A 22,068-nucleotide genomic window follows, 5' to 3' on the forward strand; every position below is an offset into this window, starting at 1 on the left:
TTGGATAATGCGAGGGCGATGTGGAAGCGTTTAGAAAAGCGAATTCCGGTTGGGGAAGACGGTTATAACGAACTGCGGGTGATGTTTGATTCGGTGTTCGGGTATTATGTCAACCAGGTGATGAATGCGACTTTGTATGTGGGGGGACAGTCGTTTAATCGGATTCGCCCCGGTGATGCTAATGCGAAGTTGCCGTTTGTGCCGATCGAACTTTCTCAGCAGCGTGAAGCTTTAGCAACATTAGAGAAGTACGTTTTTGCCCCAGATGCGTTTAGTTTTGCGCCGGAATTGCTGAATAAATTGGCGCCTTCGCGCTGGGAACACTGGGGAAGTCCGGCTTTGGTGTTTCCTCTAGATTACCCAATCGGCGATCGAATTACTTTTTTGCAGCGGTTTGTGTTGCGGGTTTTGCTATCTCCGATGCGCTTGGTGAGGCTGCGGGATGCCGAGTTAAAATCGCCGCCGGAAACTGCTTTGAGGTTGCCGGAAGTGTTGGATACTGTGCAAAAGGATATCTGGAAAGAGGTTTTGCAGCCGGAAAAGAAGATGCAAATTTCAACTTTTCGGCGTTCTTTGCAGCGGGAACATTTGGCGATTTTGATCGGAATGGTGCTGCGAAAAACCAGTGTTCCAGAGGATGCGCGGAGTTTGGCTTGGTACGAGTTGCGGCAGTTGCGGGAGGGTTTGAGCAAGAGTATTCGGAATTTGGATCGGAATGCTGATGCTTATACGCGGGCTCATTTGGAGGAAACGCGCGATCGAATTTCTAAGGTTTTGAATGCACAGATTCAGTCGAATTAAAGAGACTGAAACAAAAGATTAGTCATAAACAGAGTAAAATTTAGTCTAACCCCGGCATCGTGCGTAAGTCCCGATCAACAAAGTAGTGGTAGGGTGCGTCGTCACCCTTAACTCCTAAAGGCGAGCGACAATTGATGAGCGAGTGCACCTACTCGGGCCCTTGAGCGCAAACAAACAAAACACCCATGGTTGTTGCAAGAATTTGGAGAATTGGTATAAATATATGTCTAATTTTGAGATCGTGCTAAAGCTCTTGCTACAACTAACGATTATTTTGGGAAGTTGTCGTATTGTATCAATGATTGGGCGTTATTTAGGACAAACTGAGGTTGTTTGTGAGATGATCGCTGGGGTAATGTTGGGTCCATCGCTATTTGGTTTGGTGGCGCCGGATTTGCAGCAATGGCTATTTCCTCATACTTCTCTATTGTTGGCCACAGGAATAAAAATTCCCAATCCTTCCATGTCTGTTCTTTTCGCTATCAGTCAGATAGGCTTAGTAATTTATATGTTTTTGATCGGCTTGGAATTGAACGCCGATTTGTTAAAGAGTAATGTCAGGAGTGCGGTTCTGATATCGGCTGCTGGTATCATAGCACCATTTACATTGGGAGCGATCTTCGCTTTGTTTTTGTACAGCAATGCACAACTTTTTAATCCTGACATAACCTCTTGGGCTGCGGCTTTATATTTAGGCGCTTCCATGTCAATTACCGCCTTTCCGATGTTGGCCCGGATGTTGTATGAAAGAGGTATTGCGAAAACAACCTTTGGAACTTTAGCATTAGCAGCAGGTTCAATCGATGATGCGAGTGCGTGGTGTTTACTGGCAATTGTATTAGCAAGTATTAAGAATTCTGCCAGTATTGCCGCCTTGGCAATTGGTGGCGGAATTGGCTATGTATTGTTAATGATTTTTGTCGGCAGACCCATGTTTAGTATATTTAGTCGTTGGACTAAACGCGATCGTAAAGTAACCATGCAAACTCTCACATTAGTCTTAATAATTCTTATGTTATGCTCCTGGTTTACCGATTATATGGGTATATATGCGGTATTTGGGGCATTTATTTTAGGTAGCGTTATGCCTCGCGGGGAATTTGCTGAACAGGTAAGACAATACACTGAGTTTATCACCACTTCTTTTTTATTGCCAATCTTCTTTGTATTCTCGGGTTTAAATACCCAAATTGGGTTAGTAAATACCCCTACACTCTGGGTCATTACCATCGTAATTATAGGGCTTGCTATTTTAGGGAAAGGGGTAGCTTGTATGTTAGCAGCCCGAATCTCAGGGGTGAATTGGCGGGAATCTGCGACTATTGGTGCATTAATGAACGCTAGAGGGTTAATGGAATTAATTATCCTCAATATTGGTTTAGAGCAAGGTGTAATTACTCCTACTTTATTTACTATTATGGTAATAATGGCGATTTTTACTACCCTAATCACATCTCCCCTAGTGGGTTTATTGTTACAGGGAAATAACGATGTACCAGCCCCAAAATACTAATTTAAAATAATCGGTATCAGCATAACTTAAAAATATCTGATGCAGATCGTGTTGAGAATTGGCTGCGGATAGAGATATCGGAAATTGCATCGTACTTTAAAGAGGAAGCTGGGAAATTGCTGCTAGAAGAACCGGGTTTTCGCATGATAGTTTTTGACCCAAACACGGAGGAGATTATCAAATGGCAACCGCAAATCAACCCGTAGACCAATGGCGTGAGACGTTGGAGAAAATTCTCCAATACTATGCGGATCTTCCTTATACTTATGGGGATGTGATTACCTATGTGGTGGTGAGCCGCGATCGCGACCATTTTATGCTGATACATGAAGGTTGGGAAAATCATCTGCGAGTTCATGGTACTGTGGTTCACGCCGAAATTCGCAATGACAAAATCTGGATTCATTATGATGGTATTGAAGACGGCATCACTGATGAACTCGTCGCCTCTGGCGTACCCAAAGATCGGATTGTTCTGGCTTTTCATCCACCGGAAGTCCGAGAGTTCACTGGATATGCGATCGCATAGCTTCTCGTCTTGACCGAGATTTTAGATAATATCAGCTTGATAGCGCACATTCACGATCGCACCTGCTGTCTTGCTGCTTTAGCTGCAATCAGTTTGTTGTACAAAGCTGGATCGCTGGTTTGTAGAGGTTGAGGCATGGCATCAAATGCGGCTTCTTCGGCGGCTAGGTAAGCGTCGATTTCAGCGCGGTTGGCTAGATAAAAGGCGATCGCGCCATAAACCTGTTCCAGTGTCAGTAGTGGGAAAGACTGAACAATACTTTCGGGCGATAATCCTTGTTGGAAAGCATAGGCGATCGAGTCAAGAGAAATCCGAGTTCCTTCAACCCAATAGGCATCATTCCGATACTCTATGTAAGTTTTAACTGCTACAACTGGCATACATTTTTTTGATTCTAACTACTTATTATCATAGACGGAAGAACCCGCAGGCAGCCAAGGGTCTGCATGAGGTCTGTCAGAGGTTGGTTGCGGAAGGTTGCGAGTTGAATTAAGGCTTGAATGCGGGCAACATTGAGTTGTTCAAGGCGATCGCTCATTTGGATCAGTTGCTTGTGTTCTTCGGGAGTCAGGGTTTCGGCATGACGCTTGGCGATGAGGGCATGGTATTCTTCCCAGGTTTGTGCACTAAAGCCGATGTTAATTTGTTGCAGCAAGTCGGCTTCAGTAGGTTGGGTGGTTGGAAGTCTAGGCTGGAGGCGTTCTTGTAGGGCGTTGAGGATGTAGAGATCGGGTTCAACGCCCTGTCTAGCTGCTTCAGTGCGGATCTGCTGTTCGAGTTCGGGAGAGAGGTTGAGGGTGATGGTGGTCATGGTTATCTTGGCAGCAAAATCTATTTATAATTTTAGCGATCAGGCTTTCACCTTATCTCGAACTAAATCGCCTGGAACTTCTCGATTTTACTGTCCGCGTCCTGGTTTGCAATCTACGAAACCTAATGCTTCTGTGTCGGGGAAATTGGCGATCGAAATGGCGATCGCACTTCTCGGTTGCGATACTTCAGACGCGGAATTGAGCCGTCTCCAGGGCGATCGTACAAACTCTGATAATCTTGCCAAGTCGTAGGTAAGCGTATTACAGAACCCGCAGCCCATTGAATTTTTTATGGTGAGATGAGGGCAAGCATAATCTAAGCTCCCTTTTGCAGCCATTGATTTTAATGATAACAAGAGTGGTGTGGGCGATCGCTCCTGGTTGTTAGTCCAAATTGGTGATGAACTAATACAGTTCAGTTAAGGCTAAAAATTAAAATTCACCTAGGTTGGGTTGAGGAACGAAACCCAACCTAGACAATGTTATTTCGTTGTTAGGCATTCCGGGTATGGAATTACAAACGCTTCTGACTTACCTGTAAGGAAGTTGATAGTAAGGGCACACAGCATCTACTTGTATTTCATAATATATCATTAATTCTCCCTCCCAAGTCATATACTGAGAACCAGGAACCTCCAAAATCAAATCTGCATTCCCGTTATGACGGTGGAACTTAATATCTGGTGTTTTCTTAGAAAACTCATTCTCAAAGAATAGAGGTGGCAGCTTACTGACGCGTTCTGCAATTGACTCTATATCATATTGGGAGGCGGTATCATTAACAGCGACATCGCGACGCAATTTTTCTCCGTGAAAGTGACGAACCGTTCTCGCAATTGCAGCCCTCAAATGATCACCCACTCGGTAGAGATTTGCAAAGTGATAACGTAGGTCTCGATTTAAGGAAATAGCGGTTATACCATCGGGATGAATTTCACAATCAGGGCCTATACGCCCATTAGGTTGCATCCCCTCTAGAAAATACCCAACAATACGAGCATTTTTGGGAAAAGTTTGAATACCTTTGTCTACAGTACGTGCAACTATGCCACGTCCCATTGAGTACATCATTATGGGACGCAATTGACCACCATTGTGTTTAATCTTATTAACAATAGGAGCAAATGATTCTCTGTAGTCATTGATTGCATTCCGAAAAGGCTTATAAGCAGGGTGTTTGACCTTATCCAACCAACGGTCTGGATGTTTTTCCTGAACATTGCTATCATATGGGTGAATAACTTTAATAATCCAATAGCAATCATCAATGTGAGATTGTAAGGCGTGTAGTAATTTTTTTTGTAAATCAGGCAGCTTCTTTAAAGGATAATCTAAATTTCCATCAGCATTAAACAAAGCCGTATAAATCTGATCGATTTCATCCAGAACACCATTGAAAGACTGCATTACTTCCTGTATCGAGCTACTGTAGATTGAGAACGGATGCCGTTGGGTGTGCTCGTTATGATAGGTAAAGCTTTCAGGGAGAAGTTTTAGACAATTAAATGCTTTAGGGTATAAGTTGCCATCTCTATGTGTTTTACGTTCGAGGTTCATCATAAGATCATAAGGGAGTCAAGCTTGTAGTACAAGTGTAACACATCGAGTGTGAATTAAGGACTGCTAAACCCAAAGCCTGCCTCAATCCACACAACTACTTGCTTCCGGCAATAACTACGGTATGGGCTTTGACGAATCCGATCGCCCTCCACCATGCTAAACCGTTCCTCAACTTGCAATCCTTCGGTCTGTAATAAATTTAACAATAGTGATGCTGGTTCTTCCGGCGTATGAGGACTAAACCGCAAATAAATTACACCTCTTGGCTATCGCAGCCGCAAGCGATAAATAAGTGAATTTGTGCTTTCCAGTTCATAACCAGTGCGCCTCTATAGGGTTTTCATCTATTATGAGCAACGCGCGATCGAATTTCTAAGGTTTTGGATTCGCAAATTCAGTCGCATTAATCTGTTGCTGAATACAGGTAGGAATTTAGATTTCCCAATTGCTATAAGCCCTCGGAGGGTGAGTTTTGTAATTTCCGAGAAAAGTTAATTAATTTATACCCTGATTAACGCGTTGTTTAATCAGGGTATGAAAAAAATCATTTTAAAATTCCCAAGCTTTGTCGGTACTGGTTTCTATGACTTGCCTATTTAGGCTTTCATACCGTAAATTAGCAAAGCAAAATAAAATTAGGGGTAAGCGCTTTTCACTTACCCCTACCATTTATTTGGCACTTTTTAACTTACTAAAAAATCTAGCAATAAATCACCACAAAATCGACGCCATTTATGCTAGAAATACTTGTCGATGTTGAGGGTCAAAATCATGAATGCTCCGAGCAAATGACCTGCGCTCATGCAAGCCAGGAATGCCGGTACGCTAACATTGTTGAACAAAGAGGGGAAGGGTAGAGGCATTTTCGGTCCGACGTGGGGATGCCAAATTCGGCGGCTGAGAACTAGCAATGCTAATATATTGCAAACCAACATCACTATTGGTTTTTGCCAATTTCCTGATGCTGTGTCAGCCAAAGTCGATTCTACTACTGCCAGTAAATTTGAGTTAATCATCGTTGATGCTCCTATTTTTCATAAATTATCAGAAATGCTCGATGAGATTTATTGCCAAAAATACAGTAGGGGCGATCGCCTTTACGCAATAAATATCTGTTGCTGTTCATCTTCACCGCGCCAGCGACAGCGCCCCCACCCCTAATCATCGAATTACAGCAAAAAGTCTTTTAATGCCATTCAAAAGTAACGAAAGATACAAAGGAACCAAACCATACTCGCTGCCATTTGTAACTTTTAGCCTGTCTGGCAGTGGTGGCATTTACTCACGCTGCCAGACAGGAAATACCGCTACTCATTACTGAGCAATGTAGGTAGGCAGAAAGTGAAGTATGTCACGGAGAACGCTATATCCAGCGGCGTCCCAAAGCAAATAAGCTAAGAAACCGATCATCGCTAAGCGACCGTTCCAAAGTTCTGCTTGCGGGTTGAAGCCAAACAAAAAGGCATTCCGATCTTTGCCGTTGTAAGCATTAGCTGTAGGAGGCAAGTTAGTAGGACGAGTTTCCATGTTTTTACATTCCTTAACAATGTTTCGCTTCTCATGGTAGCGGCCTAATTTCTGCTTTGCTATCTGCCTGTAGGCTCAAGCTACACACAAGTCTAAAGGAGGATTTTGAAACAAAAAATAAAGTGTTAAGTTTTGTTGAGGGAGATTTTTTAAGCGATCGCCTGTATCTGTAGATATTAAATACAACTGCAAGTTGATATGGCCGCTGTGAAAGGCTCCATCGCCCCGTCGTAGCGACAAACAACGGCGCTGGTGACTCGACAATACTGAATTCGCGAGATCCTAGACGCAAGAAAATTTAGTAAATTTCAACTGAAAAGCCGAACACATCGCGCGGGAGTTAATTAAAATAGGAGATAAACAGAGCGATCGGGAGAAACAGTTATCGAAACCATCTACGGCAATCTTCAAGGTTTAAAGTCCAGCCAGCTCAAGCAACTCGAAAAGCTTTACCACCAGCGACTACCGGGCGATCGCATCACCACTGCAGAATTCGCCCAGCGCGTCGCCGCCATCAGCACGGAAATAGACAAACCAATCTGCACCTACATCAACCGTCGCGGACAAGTAATTCGCGTCGGCGTGGGTTCACCCCGGCAAACGCAGATTGCGCCCCTAGAATTGCCCCGCTACGGGGGAGGTCGCCTCAGCGGCATTCGCTGCATCGCCACCCACCTCAAGCCAGAAACCCCAAGCGAAGCAGCCCTCACAGCAATGGCAATTCAGCGCTTGGACGCCCTCGTTTGGCTGACACTGACCGGCGGAGGATTTCAGCGCCGCGGCGGCGGTGCGACTGGTTACATTCAAGAAACTTATCTCGCTCACCTGATACCCCAGGGAGACCAGCCAAATTTTGAGTTCTCTGTTTTGAGCGCTCAGTTAGAACCAGATGCAACTGATGAAATAGAAGAGCCTTCAATTCCAAAGTCAATAATCAAAACTCAACACTTTCCCTGGAAAATATCAGAACCGCTGAATTTGGACGAACTCGCCGACCAAGACTTTCTGGATTTGGTGGAAGGACTCGAAGCAGAGTTTCAAGCAGAGTTTGTCGCTAAGCAGGTCGATGCAGACCAAGACAAAGTGCTGTTGGTAGGTGTAATGACTCAGCACATGACTCAGTTGGAATTTGAGGACGGGCTGGCAGAAATCACGCGGCTGGTAGAAAGCGCCGGGGGTCAGGTATTGCAAACAGTGCGCCAAAAACGATCGCGCCCCCATCCGCAAACAGTGGTCGGCGAAGGCAAAGTTCAGGAAATTTCCCTCACCGCTCAGACAATTAGCGCTAACCTGGTGGTATTCGATCGCGACCTGGCCCCCGCACAAATACGGAACTTGGAAACTCAGATAGGTCTTCGCGTTGTCGATCGAACAGAAGTAATTCTCGACATCTTTGCCCAAAGAGCTCGAACGAGCGAGGGTAAATTGCAAGTCGAACTCGCTCAGCTAGAGTACGCCCTGCCCCGGCTCAGAGGTCGCGGTCAGGCAATGTCGAGACAGGGTGGCGGCATCGGTACCAGAGGCCCTGGGGAAACCAAACTAGAAACCGAACGGCGGACGATCGCCAAACGCATTTCTCGATTGCAGCAAGAAGTAAATCAACTGCTGGCGCACCGCTTCCGGCTGCGGCAGAACCGCCATCATCACGACGTACCCTCAGTGGCGATCGTCGGCTACACCAACGCCGGTAAATCGACTCTGCTTAACCTGCTCACCAATTCCGAGGTCTACGCCGCCGACCAGTTATTTGCCACCCTCGACCCCACAACTCGACGGTTGACCATTCCCGGCGTCACCGGGGAACCCCTGTCGATCGTCCTCACAGATACAGTGGGCTTTATTCGCGAACTGCCCCCTGCCTTGATCGACGCTTTCCGGGCTACCCTCGAAGAAGTCACTGACGCCGATGCTTTGCTGCATCTCGTCGATCTCTCCCATCCCGCTTGGCAGAGCCAAATTCGATCGGTCATGAATATTTTGACAGATATGCCCGTAACTCCCGGCCCAGCCCTTGTAGTTTTCAACAAAATCGATGCCGTAGATGAAGATACTCTCGCCCTTGCCAGAGAAGAATTTCCTCAAGCAGTATTTATTTCTGCTGCCAAAGGTCTCGGGATGGAAACTCTCCGCGAGAGACTAGCTCAGCTCATTCAATACGCCCTCTACCCTCGGTAAATACTTAAATATTCCTTTTGAATAGTTGACATGGGGGAATATACGTACATATACTGAGGACAGATCTAGTCGAACTGTGAGATTATAAAAGAGTAGTCAGATTGTGCATTGCAAAGTACAATACAGCATCTCTATTTTGCGATAGGTTCAATAATTAATTTCCGGAGGTCGCGGTCAAGGTAAAAAGACTCTTTGTTAATGGCTGTAAGGGCTGTTGGTTCAGAGGTGGCAAAAATAATGATGTTGCTTAACTCTGTGCAAACTACCTGTGCAAACTACCTGTGCAAACCACAGTACGGGATGTCAAGGTAAAAGAGAATAATATTATTAAAGTGTTTGGGCACTCACCTCAAGCGCTATACTATTTTTACAGACGTCCGTGAGAGAATACATCCATTTATTGTAAGAACTCTAAAATCCTTGCCCGTCCCTTGCCCGTCGTACAGCGCTAATCTCTAGGACTATTTCTATTTTTCGATTTTACCACTGTTTAACTAAATAGTTATGTGTACGCCACTGGCAAAACTAGCAATTGGACTCTCTGCCACGCTGGCAACAGCGTTTTACTATCTAGCTGCCGCCCCTCCGGCTTCAGCAGTAGATGTTTGCGGTCCCGGAAATTATTCTAGTGCCTGTGCCTCCAGCCAGACATCAACAGCAACGGGACCCGGCCCGGAATTGGCGCCGCAGTCGAGTTTGTCCCAAAAAATCTACACAACCACACCTTCGAGAAACTCAACTTCTATTCCTGAACCAGGTACTGCGATCGCAGTCCTACTGACAGGTGCAGGAATGATCTGTTCGTCGTGCAGAAAGCGAAACAAGCAGGTTGGTCCGCAGCGCTAGACAGGCTGAGGACCAAACTGTTTGCCTTCCCAATGTCTCCGTTTATTTAAGCATGGGTATTTGTTTACTTAATATATATAAAAATTGTATAAAAAATAACTTCACACCTAGCTTGTGCGCTGCAAATAGAGCCGGATGTTGAAGGAAGAAAACTATAGCGACTTCAGTCAGGGTAAAAAGAAGAAGCAAGAAGGCTATTTCACTTCCCGGCAAGGGTTTCAGCAATGAATAACTTCCGGTGCCAACAAAGATAAGGTTGCTATATATAATAAAAATTAAAAAATAAAAATAAAAATAAAAATTAAGATTGGTTAAGATCAATCCTTCCGATAGCTTTTGAGAGTCAACCGTATAATAAGGCTTTCAAGGCTCCAAGGCAAGTTGACTACCAACGAAAAATCAATGGTTTCAGCCTAGGAACTAAAAACAGTCCGCACTAGGGTTAAGATTACAATTAAAAAATATTGTTATTGCTTGAGCGTCCATGACCCCTAAAGTAGAAATTTACACCTGGAGAACCTGCCCGTTTTGCGTTCGTGCCAAAGCACTGCTAAAGCGAAAAGGGATTGATTTTACCGAGTACGCCATCGACGGAGATGAAGCAGCACGGGCTCAAATGAGCGATCGAGCAAACGGAGGCCGTACCCTGCCACAAATATTCATTAACGACCAACACATAGGTGGCTGCGACGACATCCACAAACTTGATGCTCTAGGCCAGCTAGACCCGCTGCTAGCAGCAAAATGAGGCATTCCCTGTCGAATTTTCAGTTAGCCCTAATTTTCCTGCGACCAATTCTTAATTTTAATTGACAATGAAATTTGCATTCATCATCGATCCCCTCGCGCGACTAATTCCAGGACACGATACCAGCGTAGCGCTGATGGAAGCCGCTCAAGAGTTGGGTCACGAAGTCTGGGCGACTCAAGCCAACGAACTAAGCGTCATCGGCGGCAAAACCTGGGCAATGCTGAGTCGGGTAGCCCTGACCCCAGTAAAAGTGGTAGATGGACGCTGGGAGGCTGCTGAGGCTTGGTACGAGGTGGAACAGCCTACTTTGCAGCCTCTCGAAGCAATGGACGCAGTATTTATGCGGACAGACCCACCAGTCAACATTCCTTACCTCTACGCTACTTACCTTCTAGACGGCATCGATCCTACTAAAACTTTGGTAGTTAACAGTCCCAAAGGATTGCGGGCGGCGAATGAAAAAATGTATGCTTTGCAATTTGAGGGTGCGATCCCGGAGACCATTGTTTCTCAAAACAAACACGTAATTCGGCAATTTGTTGAGAAAAAAGGAGCGGCAGTTCTTAAACCATTGGGTGGCAAAGCTGGGGAGGGGATTTTGTTTCTGGAAGCGGGCGATCGCAATCTCAACTCCCTGGTGGAAATTAGCACTCAACAAGGGCAAATTCCAGTGATGGTTCAGACCTATCTGCCGGAAGCCAAAGAGGGAGATAAACGGATTATATTGTTGAACGGCAAGCCCATCGGTGCTATCAACCGCATTCCCACCGGCAATGAATTTCGCGGCAACATGGCCGTCGGCGGCCGAGTCGCAAAAACAGAAATTACCGATCGCGAACTGCAAATTTGTGCTCAGTTAGAACCCGTGCTGCAACGGGACGGACTGTACTTTGTCGGCATTGATATTATTGGCGGTTATCTCACAGAAGTTAATGTCACCAGCCCTACAGGAATCAGAGAAATTGACTTGTTTGACGGCGTTAATTTGGGCAAACAAGTAATTGAATGGGTGGAGAAGGAAGAAGGAAGAAGGATGAAGGATGAGGGAAGAAGCCAAGCATGACACAGATGAGGACACAGATACACGGATTAATTATCGACCTTCAGGCAGATGTTGCAGTCGTTAGTTATTTGTTAGTTGCTACTAATTCCCAATTCCCAATTCCCAATTCCCAATTCTCAATTATTAAATTATGTCAAAAATTGGCGTTGCAGTAGTCGGTACAGGTTTCGGTCAAAAAGTGCACATTCCCGGATTCCAAGCCCATCACCGGACAGAGGTTGTGGCTGTTTACCACCGGAATTTAGACAAAGCAAAGGATCTCGCCTCTACCCACAATATCCCCTACGCTTGCGACTCGATCGCCGATATAGTAGCCATTGCAGAAGTAGCAGGCGTCAGCATTTCCACGCCACCATTTTTGCATTATGAAATGGCAAAAACCGTATTGGAAGCAGGCAAGCATTTATTATTAGAAAAACCCACAGCCCTTACAGCAAATGAAGCCAGGGAACTTTACCGATTGGCAAACAACGAATCTCAAACCGATTTTAACAATGGTGGTTCCCGATCAATTGCCACAATGGACTTTGAGTTTCGCTTCATCCCCGCATGGCAAATGCTAGCAGAATTATTGGCAGCAGAATATGTGGGAGAAAAGCGTTTAATTAAGATTGATTGGTTGGTGTCGAGTCGCGCTGATGCTACTCGCCCTTGGAATTGGTACGCGCAAAAAGAGCGAGGCGGCGGAGTTTTGGGCGCGACAGGTTCTCACGTTTTTGATTATATTAGCTGGCTGTTCGGCCCGCCGCAGAGGCTTTCTGGGCATTTGATTACAGGAATTTCGCGGCGGCCAGATCCGAATGATTGGGGAAGTTTAAAATTAGTGGATGCCGATGATTCGTGCACGTTGATGTTGGAATTAGCCGGGGGAACTCCTTGTCAAGTTTGTTTGAGTTCTGTTACTTATCAAGGGCGGGGACACTGGGTGGAAATATACGGGAGTAAGGGTACGTTGGTGTTGGGAAGCGACAACCAGCAAGATTACGTCCACGGATTTCGCTTGTGGGGTTCCCAAGGTGGAGAACCTTTAGCTGAAATCAAAATTCCTCAAAGATTGGAGTTTCCTCAAGTATATCCAGACGGGAGAATTGCACCGTTTATTCGAGTAGTAGATAGGTGGGTAGAAGCAATTGATGCAGGTAAATCGTTGATACCGTCCCTCAGAGAAGGGGTTTACTCGCAGTTGTTGATGGATTTGACCCAAGAGTCGAATGCTACGGGAACTTGGGTAGATTTACCGAGTATAGATAAATTTTTGGACACTAAGTAAAAGTAAAAACTGCCAAAGCAATCTCACGCACTCGATCGCACCCCAAACCCGATAAACTACGAATAGATAAACTCAATCCAACCCTATATCCAGAGTCGATAGTTGTGAATGGCGCGCCCTGAAAGTCCTTGCCTCAGTATAGCGATCGCTCGCCTGAGAACCGCTGGGGCAAACCATTTTGCCACTTGGGTTCTACAAGCTCCTTATCCCAGCGGGTACGTTCACCACGATTGTATGTGGCCCGATACCCTCTCCCAATCTTGGAAAGCTTGGCAGGAAATGTTTTCGCCCTCCGGGACAATTCACGAATTGCCCCTAAATCCTGATGGCAGTTTCGTCTCGCCGGAAAACAACCAGAATATATTGGCAGAAGCTGAACAACGAAGTCCTCAGTCGCTAGACCTCGCTCCAGCAACGCCCTCTGTGCCGCTCCACCTCGGTCAAGGGGAGAGGGGCGACAAGGGGGCTCAGCATCCGCCTCGGCCACCGGCAAGCTACAGCAGTCGCCTGATGCAGCATTTGGGGATTAATCTTTGGCAGTGGCTGTTTGAAGGGCCGATTCAGGGTAGTCTCCAGGAGAGTAAAGGTATTGCGATCGGGCAAAATGTACCCCTGCGAGTACGCATAGACTTGCGCGAACCGTATTTAATTGCTTTGCCTTGGGAAATTATGCAGCCTCAAGCCGGTCAACCGGCAATTTCTCTGTCGCAGCAACTGCTGTTCAGCCGCACTACCAGCAATGTTGAACCTTTGCCACCCCTGCAGCCTGCGGAGTCGCTCAACATTTTGCTAGTGTTGGGACAAGCAGAACCAGGCGGTGCTAATTCTCAATTTTCCAACAGCAATAACGGTCATTTGCAGTTGGGAGAAGAAGCACTCGCCTTAGCGGGCGTTCTGGAAAGTGCTTTTCAAACCGACGACAGCGGCAAATATTTTGACATCAGCGTTCCGACTCGCGTCGATACTCTGATCGAACCTACTCCGGCAGAACTAATTTCTCGGCTGGAAACGCAAGCTTACAACATTCTGTTTTACGCCGGCCACGGGATACCGGGCCCCGACGGCGGTTTGCTGTTTTTGGGGCCGGACACTGCGATTAACGGTACTGAACTGGCTCAGGTATTAGTTCGGTGCCGCGTGACTCTGGCGGTGTTTAATGCCTGCTGGGGAGCTCAGCCGGCGGTGGAGATGGTGCACTCAACTAACGGCCAGCAACAGGCGATCGCCCGCAGCAGTTTGGCTGAGGTACTGATCCATCACGGCGTGCCGGCGGTGTTGGGGATGCGGGACTCGATCGCCGATCGCGAGGCCCTGAGTTTTATCCAAACTTTTGCCCAAGCTTTGGCCGGACGGATGTCGATCGACCGGGCCGTCGCCGTCGCCAGACAGCAGTTACTAACGCTTTACAAGTTCAATCAACCGGCTTGGACGCTGCCTGTGCTGTATATGCACCCTGAGTTTGACGGTCAGCTAACTGAGCCGGTAGATGACCTCAAAACTGAGTTGCCTTTAAATTCTTCTACTTGGCTGGGACGGTTGCCGTCTTGTGCTTATTTGCGGGGGCGCGATCGACCAAATGCCAAATCCACCGACTCGACCAATCAGGTTTGGCCGATTCGCGCAGGTATGGTTCGAGTCGGACGCTGGGAAGAAAACGACGTAGTGATTCGAGAACAGTGGGTTTCTCAAAAACACGCCGAGATTTTCTGCCGAAACACGATCGGAGATAGCCGGGAAGAACCTAGCTACTTCCTGCGCGATTTTTCTCGCTACGGGACTCTAGTTTTGGGCTCTGATGGATGGCAGAGAGTTCACCACCAAGAATTGCTGCTACGCAGCGGGACTCAGCTAAAATTTGGCAGTTCTCAAGGTCAGATTTTTGAGTTCACTATTGAGGTTCCCAAAACTTCGGGCTACAGTGAGACTGATTGCGGAACGAATTAAGGTGCGCGTGTAGCTAAGGAAGGCAAGCGGCGAGTGGCACAGCAAAGTTCTGGGCGTTGAGTCTCCAATCTGAATTTAAAAGAGTTACTTACCACTGATAGCTCCCAACTAGCTCTTGGCACAGTCCCCCTTCTATATTTTCTTTTTCCCCCTGAGGTATTACATCATGGCTACCCAATCTCCTGATTCTGAATATTTTCGCGACTCACAAACTCAGGCCCAGATGGAACTTCTCGCCACAATAGTTCAGACTGACGTTGCTTATCCCTGGAATCCTGCACAGCTTGAATCAGAATCTTATTTGGCTGCCCTAGAGCAGGAATTTGCGCTATCTGATTCCTTCAGCGATAGCGATATTGCCCTGAAGTCGCAAGCTTTATTCTCGCAATTAGAACAAGTTTGGCTGACGACTGCTCTGCAAAAGTCTTTGCACGAAAAATTTGCTCGCGTTCCTCAAGATTTTCTGGCCCGCATTGCTCAAAGCGTGCAAAACGCAACGGTTAAGTATCAATCTTTAGCTGACCAGATGGTAGAGTGCGTCTTAGATATTTTGCCTCAGTGGGCTGAGGAAGATTTGCAGGTGTTGGCACGTCCTTTGGCTTATGCCATGCGAGATGTTGATTCGGAAGGGGGGGAATTGGTCATGGCGACTAAAAGACCTTGGGCCCAATTGTCGGAAATAGAACAAGCCAGAGTTAGTTTGGCTGTCGCCCGCTATGCAATCTCGCAATTAGAAATGGCTGATTAGTTCTGTGATGGCTGGGTTTTTGTGCTGCGATCGCGGTAATTTTTTTTAACTAATATAAAATTAATCTACCTTTAGTTAGATGTCAAATTCGTCTAATTGTTAAATCCTAGGGATTGCTATAGTTTGATATAGCAATCCTATTTGATTTGTAGAAAAGATAAATTTTTTTAACTATAGCAAGCGCGCCCGACGTTTAGGACTCAAATGTGGCAGCATTTTCAATCAGCTTTTTATGGGCGGCGTCGCAGAAACGGCCCACAAGAATTATTTTTTATTATGGAACAAGCCGGAAAGCCTGTTGCTGATATTGCTGAAGATTGCTTCTGATATTTTTTCCAGTTGGGTGGGAATGATAAAGTCAAGGTCGCACGATTCCACATTCCCCCACTCCCCACTTCCGACTCCCCATCATTCCAGTGTTACCGAAATTGAAAGGACTTCTCTCGTCGGTAACTAAAGCCTTATTCCTTCTTCCTTCTGCTATATTTTGCCAGGTTGGGACTCGCTAAGCAGTTTGGCAACCGCAAGCAAGATGAATTATCATACAAGGGTCAAAATGTAAAAAAATGTAAAGAGAGTAATTGAGGTGTGTCGGAATTTTCAACTTAATTAAAAAGTGGACAGCAAGAAACCCTTACTTTTGCATGCACGATCGGGACTTTAAAATTATTTTATGACAACTTCAAGATTTGATTTTCAAGACTTGAAACGCCGCTTTGGGCGGATTTCGCGGATGCCGACGGCAACGCTAGTCGTGTTGGGGGCGGTTGCTTTCGCAGGTGCGATCGTCGCAGCCTGGTTTGCGCGTGAAGGTACAGTCAGCGGTATTTTTGCCACAATCAACTCTTGGCAGCAAAACCCGCCTGTGTGGCTGCAAGTGCCTGCTACGAGCAAGATGTATTTGTTAGTGCCGACTATCGCGCTTTTCTCCGTTGCTTTAGCTGCAATTAAAATTTCGCCTCAACCGCAGAAATGGTCGCGCGCTGTAGTAGTTGCAATAGTTCTGGCTTTAACCATTCGCTACGTTTTATGGCGATCGCTCGCTACTCTAAATTTAACCGATCCCCTCAACGGTATCTTTAGCTTGGGGCTGTTTTTCCTAGAAATGCTACTGGTTTTCAACACCAGTATTCAACTGTATTTAATGCTGAGAATGAAAGACCGGCGTCGAGAAGCCGATCGCATGGCAGTTGCAGTTGAAGCTGGAAATTTCACCCCGACCGTAGATATTTTTATCCCAACTTACAACGAGCCGGCTTTTATTTTACGGCGCACTGTAATCGGCTGTCAAGCTTTAGATTATGCCAACAAAAAAGTATATTTGCTCGACGATACCAAGCGCCATGAAATCAAGTTGCTGGCAAAAGAACTCGGATGCGAGTATATAACCAGACCCGATAATATTCACGCCAAAGCTGGAAACATTAACCATGCCACAGCCCTAACTAATGGAGAACTAATTGTAGTTTTCGATGCCGATTTTATTCCTACTAAAAACTTTTTAACTCGAACAGTTGGATTTTTTCAAAATCCCGAAATCGCCCTCGTTCAAACACCGCAAAGCTTTTACAACCACGACCCCATCTCCCGTAATTTAGGTTTAGAAAATGTACTCGCGCCGGAAGAAGAAATCTTTTACAGGCAAATTGAAATCATCAAAGACAGCGCCGACAGCGTAGTTTGTTGCGGTACATCTTTTGTAGTGAGGCGGAGTGCTTTAGAAGCAGCCGGAGGCTTGGTCACAGATTCAATCTGCGAAGATTATTTTACCGGAATTCGGCTGTCAGCAACCGGATATCGCTTAGTTTATTTAGATGAAAAATTGAGTGCTGGTTTGGCTGCTGAAAATATAGAGGCTCATCTAAATCAAAGGCTACGCTGGGCGCGAGGCACGCTTCAGGCATTTTTTATTGATTCCAATCCTTTAACAATTCGCGGTCTCACATTCGTACAAAGGCTGTCTCATTTGGAAGGATTGCTGCACTGGTTTACCAGTTTAACCAAGGTTTTATATCTGTTGATACCTTTAGGTTATTCGTTTTTCGACATAATTCCTTTGCGGGCAAGTGCGCGGGAATTGCTGTACTTTTTCCTGCCTTACTATTTGGTACAACTTACTGTGTTTTCTTGGCTGAACCGCAGATCGGGATCGGCTTTGCTTTCGGATATTTATTCGTTCGTTCAGTGTATTCCTTTAGCAGTGACCGTGGTGAGTTCCATGCTGAATCCCTTTGGGAAAGGGTTTCAGGTGACTCCAAAAGGAATGGCGAGCGATCGCTTTCATTTTAACTGGAATTTGGGATGGCCTTTGATTGTCTTGTTCGCAGCTACAGCATTCAGTTTGTGGCACAATTTAAATATTAATTTAGTTAAAAATTGGGACACTGTCCAGTCAATATCAGAAAGTACACATTTGTCTAAAGGAATAAGTTTGGGATGGATTTGGAGCGCGTACAACCTGCTGATGATGGGGATTGCATTACTGATTTTGGTGGATATTCCTAAACCGGACATTTACGAATGGTTCAATTTACGCAGGGTTGTACAATTGAATATTGGCGGTCAAACTTTTTGGGGTATAACAACGGTAATTTCGGAAAGTGGCGCTGAAGTTGCTCTGACGCAGTGGCCAAGTTTTGCGATGAAAAATAAAGGCAGTAAAGAAAGTTTGACAGCAGCAGAGATTTTGCCAAAATATGCCTTTGAGACCAGCTTATCCCAGGGTAAAATAAAAGCGCTCCCTCGCAGTGCCGCAGTCAAGGTAAGGAGATCGCTAGCGCCGCCTGTTGTTGAGTTGGGCACTGAACGTCGTTTGGCAAAAGGTTTGATTGATTGCGATTCGGCGACTCTGAAAATTATGGAAGAGAACTGTTTTGTTCCTGTGGCTAAGATTGAGTTGGTGAGCGATAAATCTCAGTTAGAGTCGAGTTTTCGGGATGGAAAAGAGTGCAGTTTTGTGGAATTCCCGACTGTGCGAATTGCGTTCGATCGCCTGAACATTAGCCAGCACCGCTGTTTGATCGAAATGCTGTACTGTCGCCCCGGCCAGTGGCAGCGGCAGGAAACTCCCGGAGAATGGCGATCGCTGTGGCTGTTGTTGAGAATTGCTTTGAAACCGAGGGCTGTTTTTGAGAGGAATAGGTCAGTTAGACCGATCGCAGTTTCGCAACTTTAGAGGGAATTTCTCCTCGTGGGTAAATTTTCACCCCAAATATCAGCAGATGAAGGCTGAGGGATTTTTAGAGAATATTACCTCATCTCTTTTAAGTAATGGTGCAAAAGTTTTTATCCATTTTCAGTTAGCAAATAGAGATAATTTTCAAGATTTGGATAAATTATTGGGGTGGTTCTGCGAACGTCGGTTTGGGTTTGCAACTGGGCAATCAAATAGCAGAATATTGGGAGTAGCTATTTGGCAGTCTGGTTAGCTGCAAGATGTAGTTCCAGCAGTATTTGCTACTCTCAACAACCAAACTTTTAGTGTTAGCTTGAGGCGATCGCGATCGCTGGTTTTGCCTATGCCAATTTGACGATCGACTTTTGCGGACTTTTGCGAATGTGGCACTCCTGAAGGAAAAAATCGGGGAATTGGGTGAAAGCTCAGGTTAGTCGTGGTACACTCCACTAAGCTGTATATCCCGCTGAGTGTAAATAAATCGCCGTTTAAGGTGGGGCTATCGCCCTTTAACAGCGACCAAGTGCAGGATTTGGCGCAACGGCAAGGACTGGATTGGTCAGCGAAAGATGCCCAGCTACTGACAGGTTTTGTAAATAGGAATACATATTTAGTACGGGTAGCTCTCGATCGTATCGGGCGTGGGGATGTCACTCCAGAGCAAGTATTGCAAAACTCTCCCATCTGTGCCGGAATTTATGGCGATCGCCTAAAACGACAACTGTGGAACTTACAACAGCAGCCAGAGTTGCTGGCAGCATTCGTGGGAGTTGTCAAAAGCAGCACACCAGTGGAGTTGTATTTAGTGGAGGCATTTAATTTGGAAAGTATGGGGTTGGTAAATTTACAAGCCAATCTCGCGACGGTGAGTTGCTAGTTTTATGGGCAGTATTTTGGCGATCGTTTAGGTAGCAGTTGATACCATTCGGGATTATCAGGAGTAACAAAAGAGCTATGAAGATTATTCGGTTCCTGAGTTTAGTATGCCTCGTAACCATTATTTCTGTTTTTTCAGGGTTTGTAGCCTCCTATCGTGCTATAGGAGTATTTGATAGCGGCTATTCACCTCCACCTATAAAGCTGGAAAATTTCAAAGAGCTGCCACAAAGCCCTCTTTCTAATAATGCGTTTGCTTTTGCCGACATCGCTTGGAAAACATTTGTAACTTTGAATTGGCCTGCTAATAATGCCAGGCCATTAGAGGAACTTGCCTTGGGTCAAGCACCGCTCGCTCCACGGGTGTGGGAATTTTATCGAACTCCTGAAGAAGTGTTTCTTGCCAATGGTGAAAACCCTTTGCTAAATATATCCAACCCTTTTGTCAGAACCTTAAAATTAGACTTGATCAAAGGGCAAGGAGATGGTTCGCCAGAAAATGTGAAATTGCAAAAAAATTTACAAAATAGCCGTGCTTGGATCGAAAAAGTTATTAAGAGTAAGGAGTGTCCAGCCCAAATTGAGGTTAGCGATGAAGAAAATAATTTGTTGCTCAACAACATTCCCATTGTCGACAAACAAGGAAATTACATAATAGTCGAGATTCATTTGAACCCAAATGAATTCAAGCAAATTGTGGATAATAAATGGTACGATGCTAGCAAATTGGCTGAGTACAACAAAAAGGAAAATTTAGAGTTTAAATCCACCAATTCAAGTATAGATGCACCCATAGAAGTTAAGGCAGCTTGGCGAGTTTTTGATAAAAACTCTAGCGCAGAGGAAAAAAATCGATACTATACCACAAAGCGGGTATTAGCAATTCCTAAAGAACAATATGTTTGTACTACCGATAATTGTGGTACTGACGATCCTGTACTTCAGGAAATTGAAGTCGGACTGATTGGCTTCCACATTGCCTATAAAATACCTAAACAGCAAAGTTCAACTCCTGGATGGGTTTGGGCTACCTTTGAACAGGTGGATAATCTCAAAGTGGATAATGGGCCTCTAGGATTGAAACCAACCCTATCCAACCCAGATTGCGATCCAAACTATCCAAATAAGGGGTCTTGCCTACCTAACTATCCATACGTAGAATGGCCTTTTCTTTGGCGCGATCAATCTCCCCATGCGGTAACGCTTACCCAGGATAAGAAAATAAAGCCGCAAATTCCTACCCAGGCTGTACGACTCTCCGAACAGCGCAATTGCAGAAGCAACCAACTCAGTGACTCTGTAAAGAAATCTCTCCAACAACAGAACAAAAATTGGCAGCAAGCATTCCAAAAAGTCGCTCCTAATTCTGTATGGCAATACTATCAACTTGTGGGAACTCAATGGGTGCAAAATCCTCCTACTGCTAGTCAACTTACGTCTTTGACAAATGATAGGTTAATATCAAACACTAGAACGGGGACTACACCAGGACCGCTATTCAATGTAGCTATGGAAGCTTATTCCCAAACCCAGGTCAACGGTGATTCCTGTATTGGCTGCCACGTCACTGCAACACTACCAAGTTCTAAGGGTACTTCTGAAAAAGCCATGTCAGATTTTAGTTTTCTATTGCAACGTGCTAAAAGTTCGAGAAATAATGTATCAAGCGATGGTAAACCAAATTCCTGAACTTAGCGTTGATAGAGAAGCAAAAGTTTCGAGAGAGCAACATATCATCGATCTAGCTACAATCTTAAGGAGAAGATAGCAATGTCTGAATTCAATACAATCCAAAGCTTAGTCAGTGGATATCAGCCAACTCAAGCTGAAGATGACCTAAAGAAGCTGCTCGAAAAAATGCAGCTTGACCCAACTGAGACAACACAGCAATTGGCTGCTCAATGGTCGCAATTGGTGGCTTGGTCTTGGCTTGAGCCTCATGATTATAGCGAAAATAAGCCAAACGAAGCGCAGGAAAATCTCCGACAAGAATTTATCAATGCAGTCAAAGAGTTAGCACGTACCTGCATTCAGGAGCATTACTGTCCGGGTATGTTTGTCGATCAAATCATCGCACAGAGCGATCGTCTGTCTCAATATTTGACTGGAGACATATCGGTGAGTGGCCTCAAGTTGCCTGAGCTTCACCAGCAGCTTACCAATAATCAAAAGCCGTATGTTTTTACGAAAGAATTGACTGAACATTTTTTGTGGGTGGTAACTGTCGATCAATTTAATGGCTGGTTTGCTGGTTATAACGCGACGAAAGATAAGTTTGTGATGGTAATAGCTTATCCACCTCGCCCCGCACTCAGTCCATCCGTTTTGACGGTATCTGAGTTGCGCGATTGGAGTCAGGGCGTGGGAGATGGAGGGTACACTCCTCCTAATCCCTATATCCCCACCTGCGCTTGCTAAGGTCATCTCTAAGCACCAGTTGATGAGTAAGTGGTTAGGTAGGTTGTTGCGCTTTAGCGC

Annotated in this window: 22 protein-coding genes and 1 pseudogene; 16 read left to right on the forward strand and 7 right to left on the reverse strand. The window is 45.5% G+C overall.

The genetic code is table 11. The features are described from left to right. From QUA45_RS20135 to QUA45_RS20145, 3 genes are all read left to right on the forward strand, one after another. On the forward strand, nucleotides 1–801 hold an 801-nt coding region (locus QUA45_RS20135), incomplete at its 5' end, for a zinc-dependent metalloprotease (protein WP_333221950.1). 223 nt (nucleotides 802–1,024) lie between these two features. Further along, nucleotides 1,025–2,314, forward strand: coding sequence for a cation:proton antiporter domain-containing protein (locus QUA45_RS20140; protein ID WP_333221951.1), 1,290 nt, complete (start codon nucleotides 1,025–1,027; stop codon nucleotides 2,312–2,314). A gap of 181 nt (nucleotides 2,315–2,495) precedes the next feature. Further along, entirely contained in the window at nucleotides 2,496–2,843 is a 348-nt protein-coding gene (locus QUA45_RS20145; RefSeq protein ID WP_333095763.1) for a XisI protein, read from the forward strand. A gap of 50 nt (nucleotides 2,844–2,893) precedes the next feature. Here QUA45_RS20145 and QUA45_RS20150 read toward each other — a convergent pair whose 3' ends face one another. Further along, nucleotides 2,894–3,223, reverse strand: coding sequence for a DUF433 domain-containing protein (locus QUA45_RS20150; protein WP_333095764.1), 330 nt, complete (start codon nucleotides 3,221–3,223; stop codon nucleotides 2,894–2,896). Between the two features lie 14 nt (nucleotides 3,224–3,237). Further along, nucleotides 3,238–3,654 (reverse strand): hypothetical protein, encoded by a 417-nt coding sequence (locus QUA45_RS20155; RefSeq protein WP_333095765.1) that lies wholly within the window; start codon nucleotides 3,652–3,654, stop codon nucleotides 3,238–3,240. Here QUA45_RS20155 and QUA45_RS20160 point away from each other — a divergent pair. After that, on the forward strand, nucleotides 3,653–3,907 hold the full coding sequence (locus QUA45_RS20160; RefSeq protein WP_333221952.1) for a hypothetical protein: 255 nt from the start codon (nucleotides 3,653–3,655) through the stop codon (nucleotides 3,905–3,907). The genes QUA45_RS20155 and QUA45_RS20160 overlap by 2 nt on opposite strands. A 279-nt stretch (nucleotides 3,908–4,186) precedes the next feature. On the opposite strand, the gene QUA45_RS20165 is transcribed toward QUA45_RS20160, so the two are convergent. The 4 genes from QUA45_RS20165 to QUA45_RS20180 all read right to left on the reverse strand — a co-directional run bounded on the left by QUA45_RS20165 (nucleotide 4,187) and on the right by QUA45_RS20180 (nucleotide 6,742). Then, nucleotides 4,187–5,215 (reverse strand): hypothetical protein, encoded by a 1,029-nt coding sequence (locus tag QUA45_RS20165; RefSeq protein ID WP_333095767.1) that lies wholly within the window; start codon nucleotides 5,213–5,215, stop codon nucleotides 4,187–4,189. A gap of 53 nt (nucleotides 5,216–5,268) precedes the next feature. Further along, on the reverse strand, nucleotides 5,269–5,421 hold the full coding sequence (locus QUA45_RS20170) for a hypothetical protein (protein WP_333221953.1): 153 nt from the start codon (nucleotides 5,419–5,421) through the stop codon (nucleotides 5,269–5,271). A gap of 531 nt (nucleotides 5,422–5,952) precedes the next feature. Next, a complete protein-coding gene (locus QUA45_RS20175) occupies nucleotides 5,953–6,231 on the reverse strand; it encodes a Photosystem I reaction center subunit PsaK (RefSeq protein WP_333095769.1) in 279 nt (92 codons plus the stop codon). 298 nt (nucleotides 6,232–6,529) lie between these two features. Further along, the gene (locus tag QUA45_RS20180; RefSeq protein WP_333041855.1) at nucleotides 6,530–6,742 is read right to left on the reverse strand and encodes a chlorophyll a/b-binding protein; all 213 of its coding nucleotides are present in this window, start codon (nucleotides 6,740–6,742) and stop codon (nucleotides 6,530–6,532) included. A gap of 582 nt (nucleotides 6,743–7,324) precedes the next feature. Between QUA45_RS20180 and hflX the strand changes: the two genes are divergently transcribed. From hflX to QUA45_RS20225, 9 genes are all read left to right on the forward strand, one after another. Continuing rightward, complete coding sequence (gene hflX, locus QUA45_RS20185) at nucleotides 7,325–8,917, forward strand: GTPase HflX (RefSeq protein WP_333095770.1); 1,593 nt, start codon at nucleotides 7,325–7,327, stop codon at nucleotides 8,915–8,917. A gap of 504 nt (nucleotides 8,918–9,421) precedes the next feature. Further along, nucleotides 9,422–9,763 (forward strand): PEP-CTERM sorting domain-containing protein, encoded by a 342-nt coding sequence (locus tag QUA45_RS20190; RefSeq protein WP_333095771.1) that lies wholly within the window; start codon nucleotides 9,422–9,424, stop codon nucleotides 9,761–9,763. Nucleotides 9,764–10,247: 484 nt separating this feature from the next. Beyond that, the gene (gene grxC / locus QUA45_RS20195; protein ID WP_190656887.1) at nucleotides 10,248–10,511 is read left to right on the forward strand and encodes a glutaredoxin 3; all 264 of its coding nucleotides are present in this window, start codon (nucleotides 10,248–10,250) and stop codon (nucleotides 10,509–10,511) included. A gap of 67 nt (nucleotides 10,512–10,578) precedes the next feature. Then, nucleotides 10,579–11,577 carry a glutathione synthase gene (gene gshB / locus QUA45_RS20200; RefSeq protein ID WP_333221954.1) on the forward strand — a complete coding sequence of 333 codons (999 nt, stop codon included), beginning with the start codon at nucleotides 10,579–10,581 and terminating at the stop codon, nucleotides 11,575–11,577. Nucleotides 11,578–11,707: 130 nt separating this feature from the next. Next, nucleotides 11,708–12,847, forward strand: a complete 1,140-nt coding sequence (locus QUA45_RS20205) for a Gfo/Idh/MocA family oxidoreductase (protein ID WP_333095773.1) — start codon at nucleotides 11,708–11,710, stop codon at nucleotides 12,845–12,847. A gap of 108 nt (nucleotides 12,848–12,955) precedes the next feature. Further along, complete coding sequence (locus QUA45_RS20210; RefSeq protein WP_333221955.1) at nucleotides 12,956–14,791, forward strand: CHAT domain-containing protein; 1,836 nt, start codon at nucleotides 12,956–12,958, stop codon at nucleotides 14,789–14,791. Nucleotides 14,792–14,957: 166 nt separating this feature from the next. After that, the gene (locus QUA45_RS20215; protein ID WP_333095775.1) at nucleotides 14,958–15,539 is read left to right on the forward strand and encodes a hypothetical protein; all 582 of its coding nucleotides are present in this window, start codon (nucleotides 14,958–14,960) and stop codon (nucleotides 15,537–15,539) included. A gap of 673 nt (nucleotides 15,540–16,212) precedes the next feature. Then, nucleotides 16,213–18,714 (forward strand): glycosyltransferase family 2 protein, encoded by a 2,502-nt coding sequence (locus QUA45_RS20220; RefSeq protein ID WP_333221956.1) that lies wholly within the window; start codon nucleotides 16,213–16,215, stop codon nucleotides 18,712–18,714. Between the two features lie 46 nt (nucleotides 18,715–18,760). Continuing rightward, nucleotides 18,761–18,967 (forward strand): hypothetical protein, encoded by a 207-nt coding sequence (locus tag QUA45_RS20225; RefSeq protein WP_333221957.1) that lies wholly within the window; start codon nucleotides 18,761–18,763, stop codon nucleotides 18,965–18,967. Here the strand turns inward: QUA45_RS20225 and QUA45_RS20230 are convergent. Further along, nucleotides 18,964–19,104 carry a hypothetical protein gene (locus tag QUA45_RS20230; RefSeq protein ID WP_333221958.1) on the reverse strand — a complete coding sequence of 47 codons (141 nt, stop codon included), beginning with the start codon at nucleotides 19,102–19,104 and terminating at the stop codon, nucleotides 18,964–18,966. The genes QUA45_RS20225 and QUA45_RS20230 overlap by 4 nt on opposite strands. A 43-nt stretch (nucleotides 19,105–19,147) precedes the next feature. On the opposite strand from QUA45_RS20230, the pseudogene QUA45_RS20235 reads away from it, so the two are divergent. The 3 genes and pseudogenes from QUA45_RS20235 to QUA45_RS20245 all read left to right on the forward strand — a co-directional run. Continuing rightward, a pseudogene (locus QUA45_RS20235) lies at nucleotides 19,148–19,591 on the forward strand (AAA-like domain-containing protein); the annotation flags it as partial. Nucleotides 19,592–19,668: 77 nt separating this feature from the next. Beyond that, entirely contained in the window at nucleotides 19,669–21,279 is a 1,611-nt protein-coding gene (locus QUA45_RS20240) for a hypothetical protein (protein ID WP_333221959.1), read from the forward strand. An 81-nt stretch (nucleotides 21,280–21,360) separates the two neighbouring features. Next, a complete protein-coding gene (locus QUA45_RS20245; RefSeq protein ID WP_333221960.1) occupies nucleotides 21,361–22,008 on the forward strand; it encodes a hypothetical protein in 648 nt (215 codons plus the stop codon). Nucleotides 22,009–22,068: the final 60 nt, after the last annotated feature.

The organism is Microcoleus sp. Pol12A5 (assembly GCF_036701435.1).
Taxonomy (GTDB): domain Bacteria; phylum Cyanobacteriota; class Cyanobacteriia; order Cyanobacteriales; family Microcoleaceae; genus Microcoleus.

Coding starts and splice junctions, on each gene's coding strand:
- QUA45_RS20155 (WP_333095765.1), bottom strand. CDS start 3,654: ATGACCACCATCACCCTCAACCTCTCTCCCGAACTCGAACAGCAGATC.
- QUA45_RS20190 (WP_333095771.1), top strand. CDS start 9,422: ATGTGTACGCCACTGGCAAAACTAGCAATTGGACTCTCTGCCACGCTG.
- QUA45_RS20205 (WP_333095773.1), top strand. CDS start 11,708: ATGTCAAAAATTGGCGTTGCAGTAGTCGGTACAGGTTTCGGTCAAAAA.
- QUA45_RS20220 (WP_333221956.1), top strand. CDS start 16,213: ATGACAACTTCAAGATTTGATTTTCAAGACTTGAAACGCCGCTTTGGG.
- grxC (WP_190656887.1), top strand. CDS start 10,248: ATGACCCCTAAAGTAGAAATTTACACCTGGAGAACCTGCCCGTTTTGC.
- gshB (WP_333221954.1), top strand. CDS start 10,579: ATGAAATTTGCATTCATCATCGATCCCCTCGCGCGACTAATTCCAGGA.
- QUA45_RS20165 (WP_333095767.1), bottom strand. CDS start 5,215: ATGATGAACCTCGAACGTAAAACACATAGAGATGGCAACTTATACCCT.
- QUA45_RS20215 (WP_333095775.1), top strand. CDS start 14,958: ATGGCTACCCAATCTCCTGATTCTGAATATTTTCGCGACTCACAAACT.
- QUA45_RS20240 (WP_333221959.1), top strand. CDS start 19,669: ATGAAGATTATTCGGTTCCTGAGTTTAGTATGCCTCGTAACCATTATT.
- QUA45_RS20140 (WP_333221951.1), top strand. CDS start 1,025: ATGTCTAATTTTGAGATCGTGCTAAAGCTCTTGCTACAACTAACGATT.
- QUA45_RS20245 (WP_333221960.1), top strand. CDS start 21,361: ATGTCTGAATTCAATACAATCCAAAGCTTAGTCAGTGGATATCAGCCA.
- QUA45_RS20210 (WP_333221955.1), top strand. CDS start 12,956: ATGGCGCGCCCTGAAAGTCCTTGCCTCAGTATAGCGATCGCTCGCCTG.
- QUA45_RS20225 (WP_333221957.1), top strand. CDS start 18,761: ATGAAGGCTGAGGGATTTTTAGAGAATATTACCTCATCTCTTTTAAGT.
- QUA45_RS20145 (WP_333095763.1), top strand. CDS start 2,496: ATGGCAACCGCAAATCAACCCGTAGACCAATGGCGTGAGACGTTGGAG.
- QUA45_RS20160 (WP_333221952.1), top strand. CDS start 3,653: ATGGTTATCTTGGCAGCAAAATCTATTTATAATTTTAGCGATCAGGCT.
- QUA45_RS20150 (WP_333095764.1), bottom strand. CDS start 3,223: ATGCCAGTTGTAGCAGTTAAAACTTACATAGAGTATCGGAATGATGCC.
- QUA45_RS20175 (WP_333095769.1), bottom strand. CDS start 6,231: ATGATTAACTCAAATTTACTGGCAGTAGTAGAATCGACTTTGGCTGAC.
- QUA45_RS20180 (WP_333041855.1), bottom strand. CDS start 6,742: ATGGAAACTCGTCCTACTAACTTGCCTCCTACAGCTAATGCTTACAAC.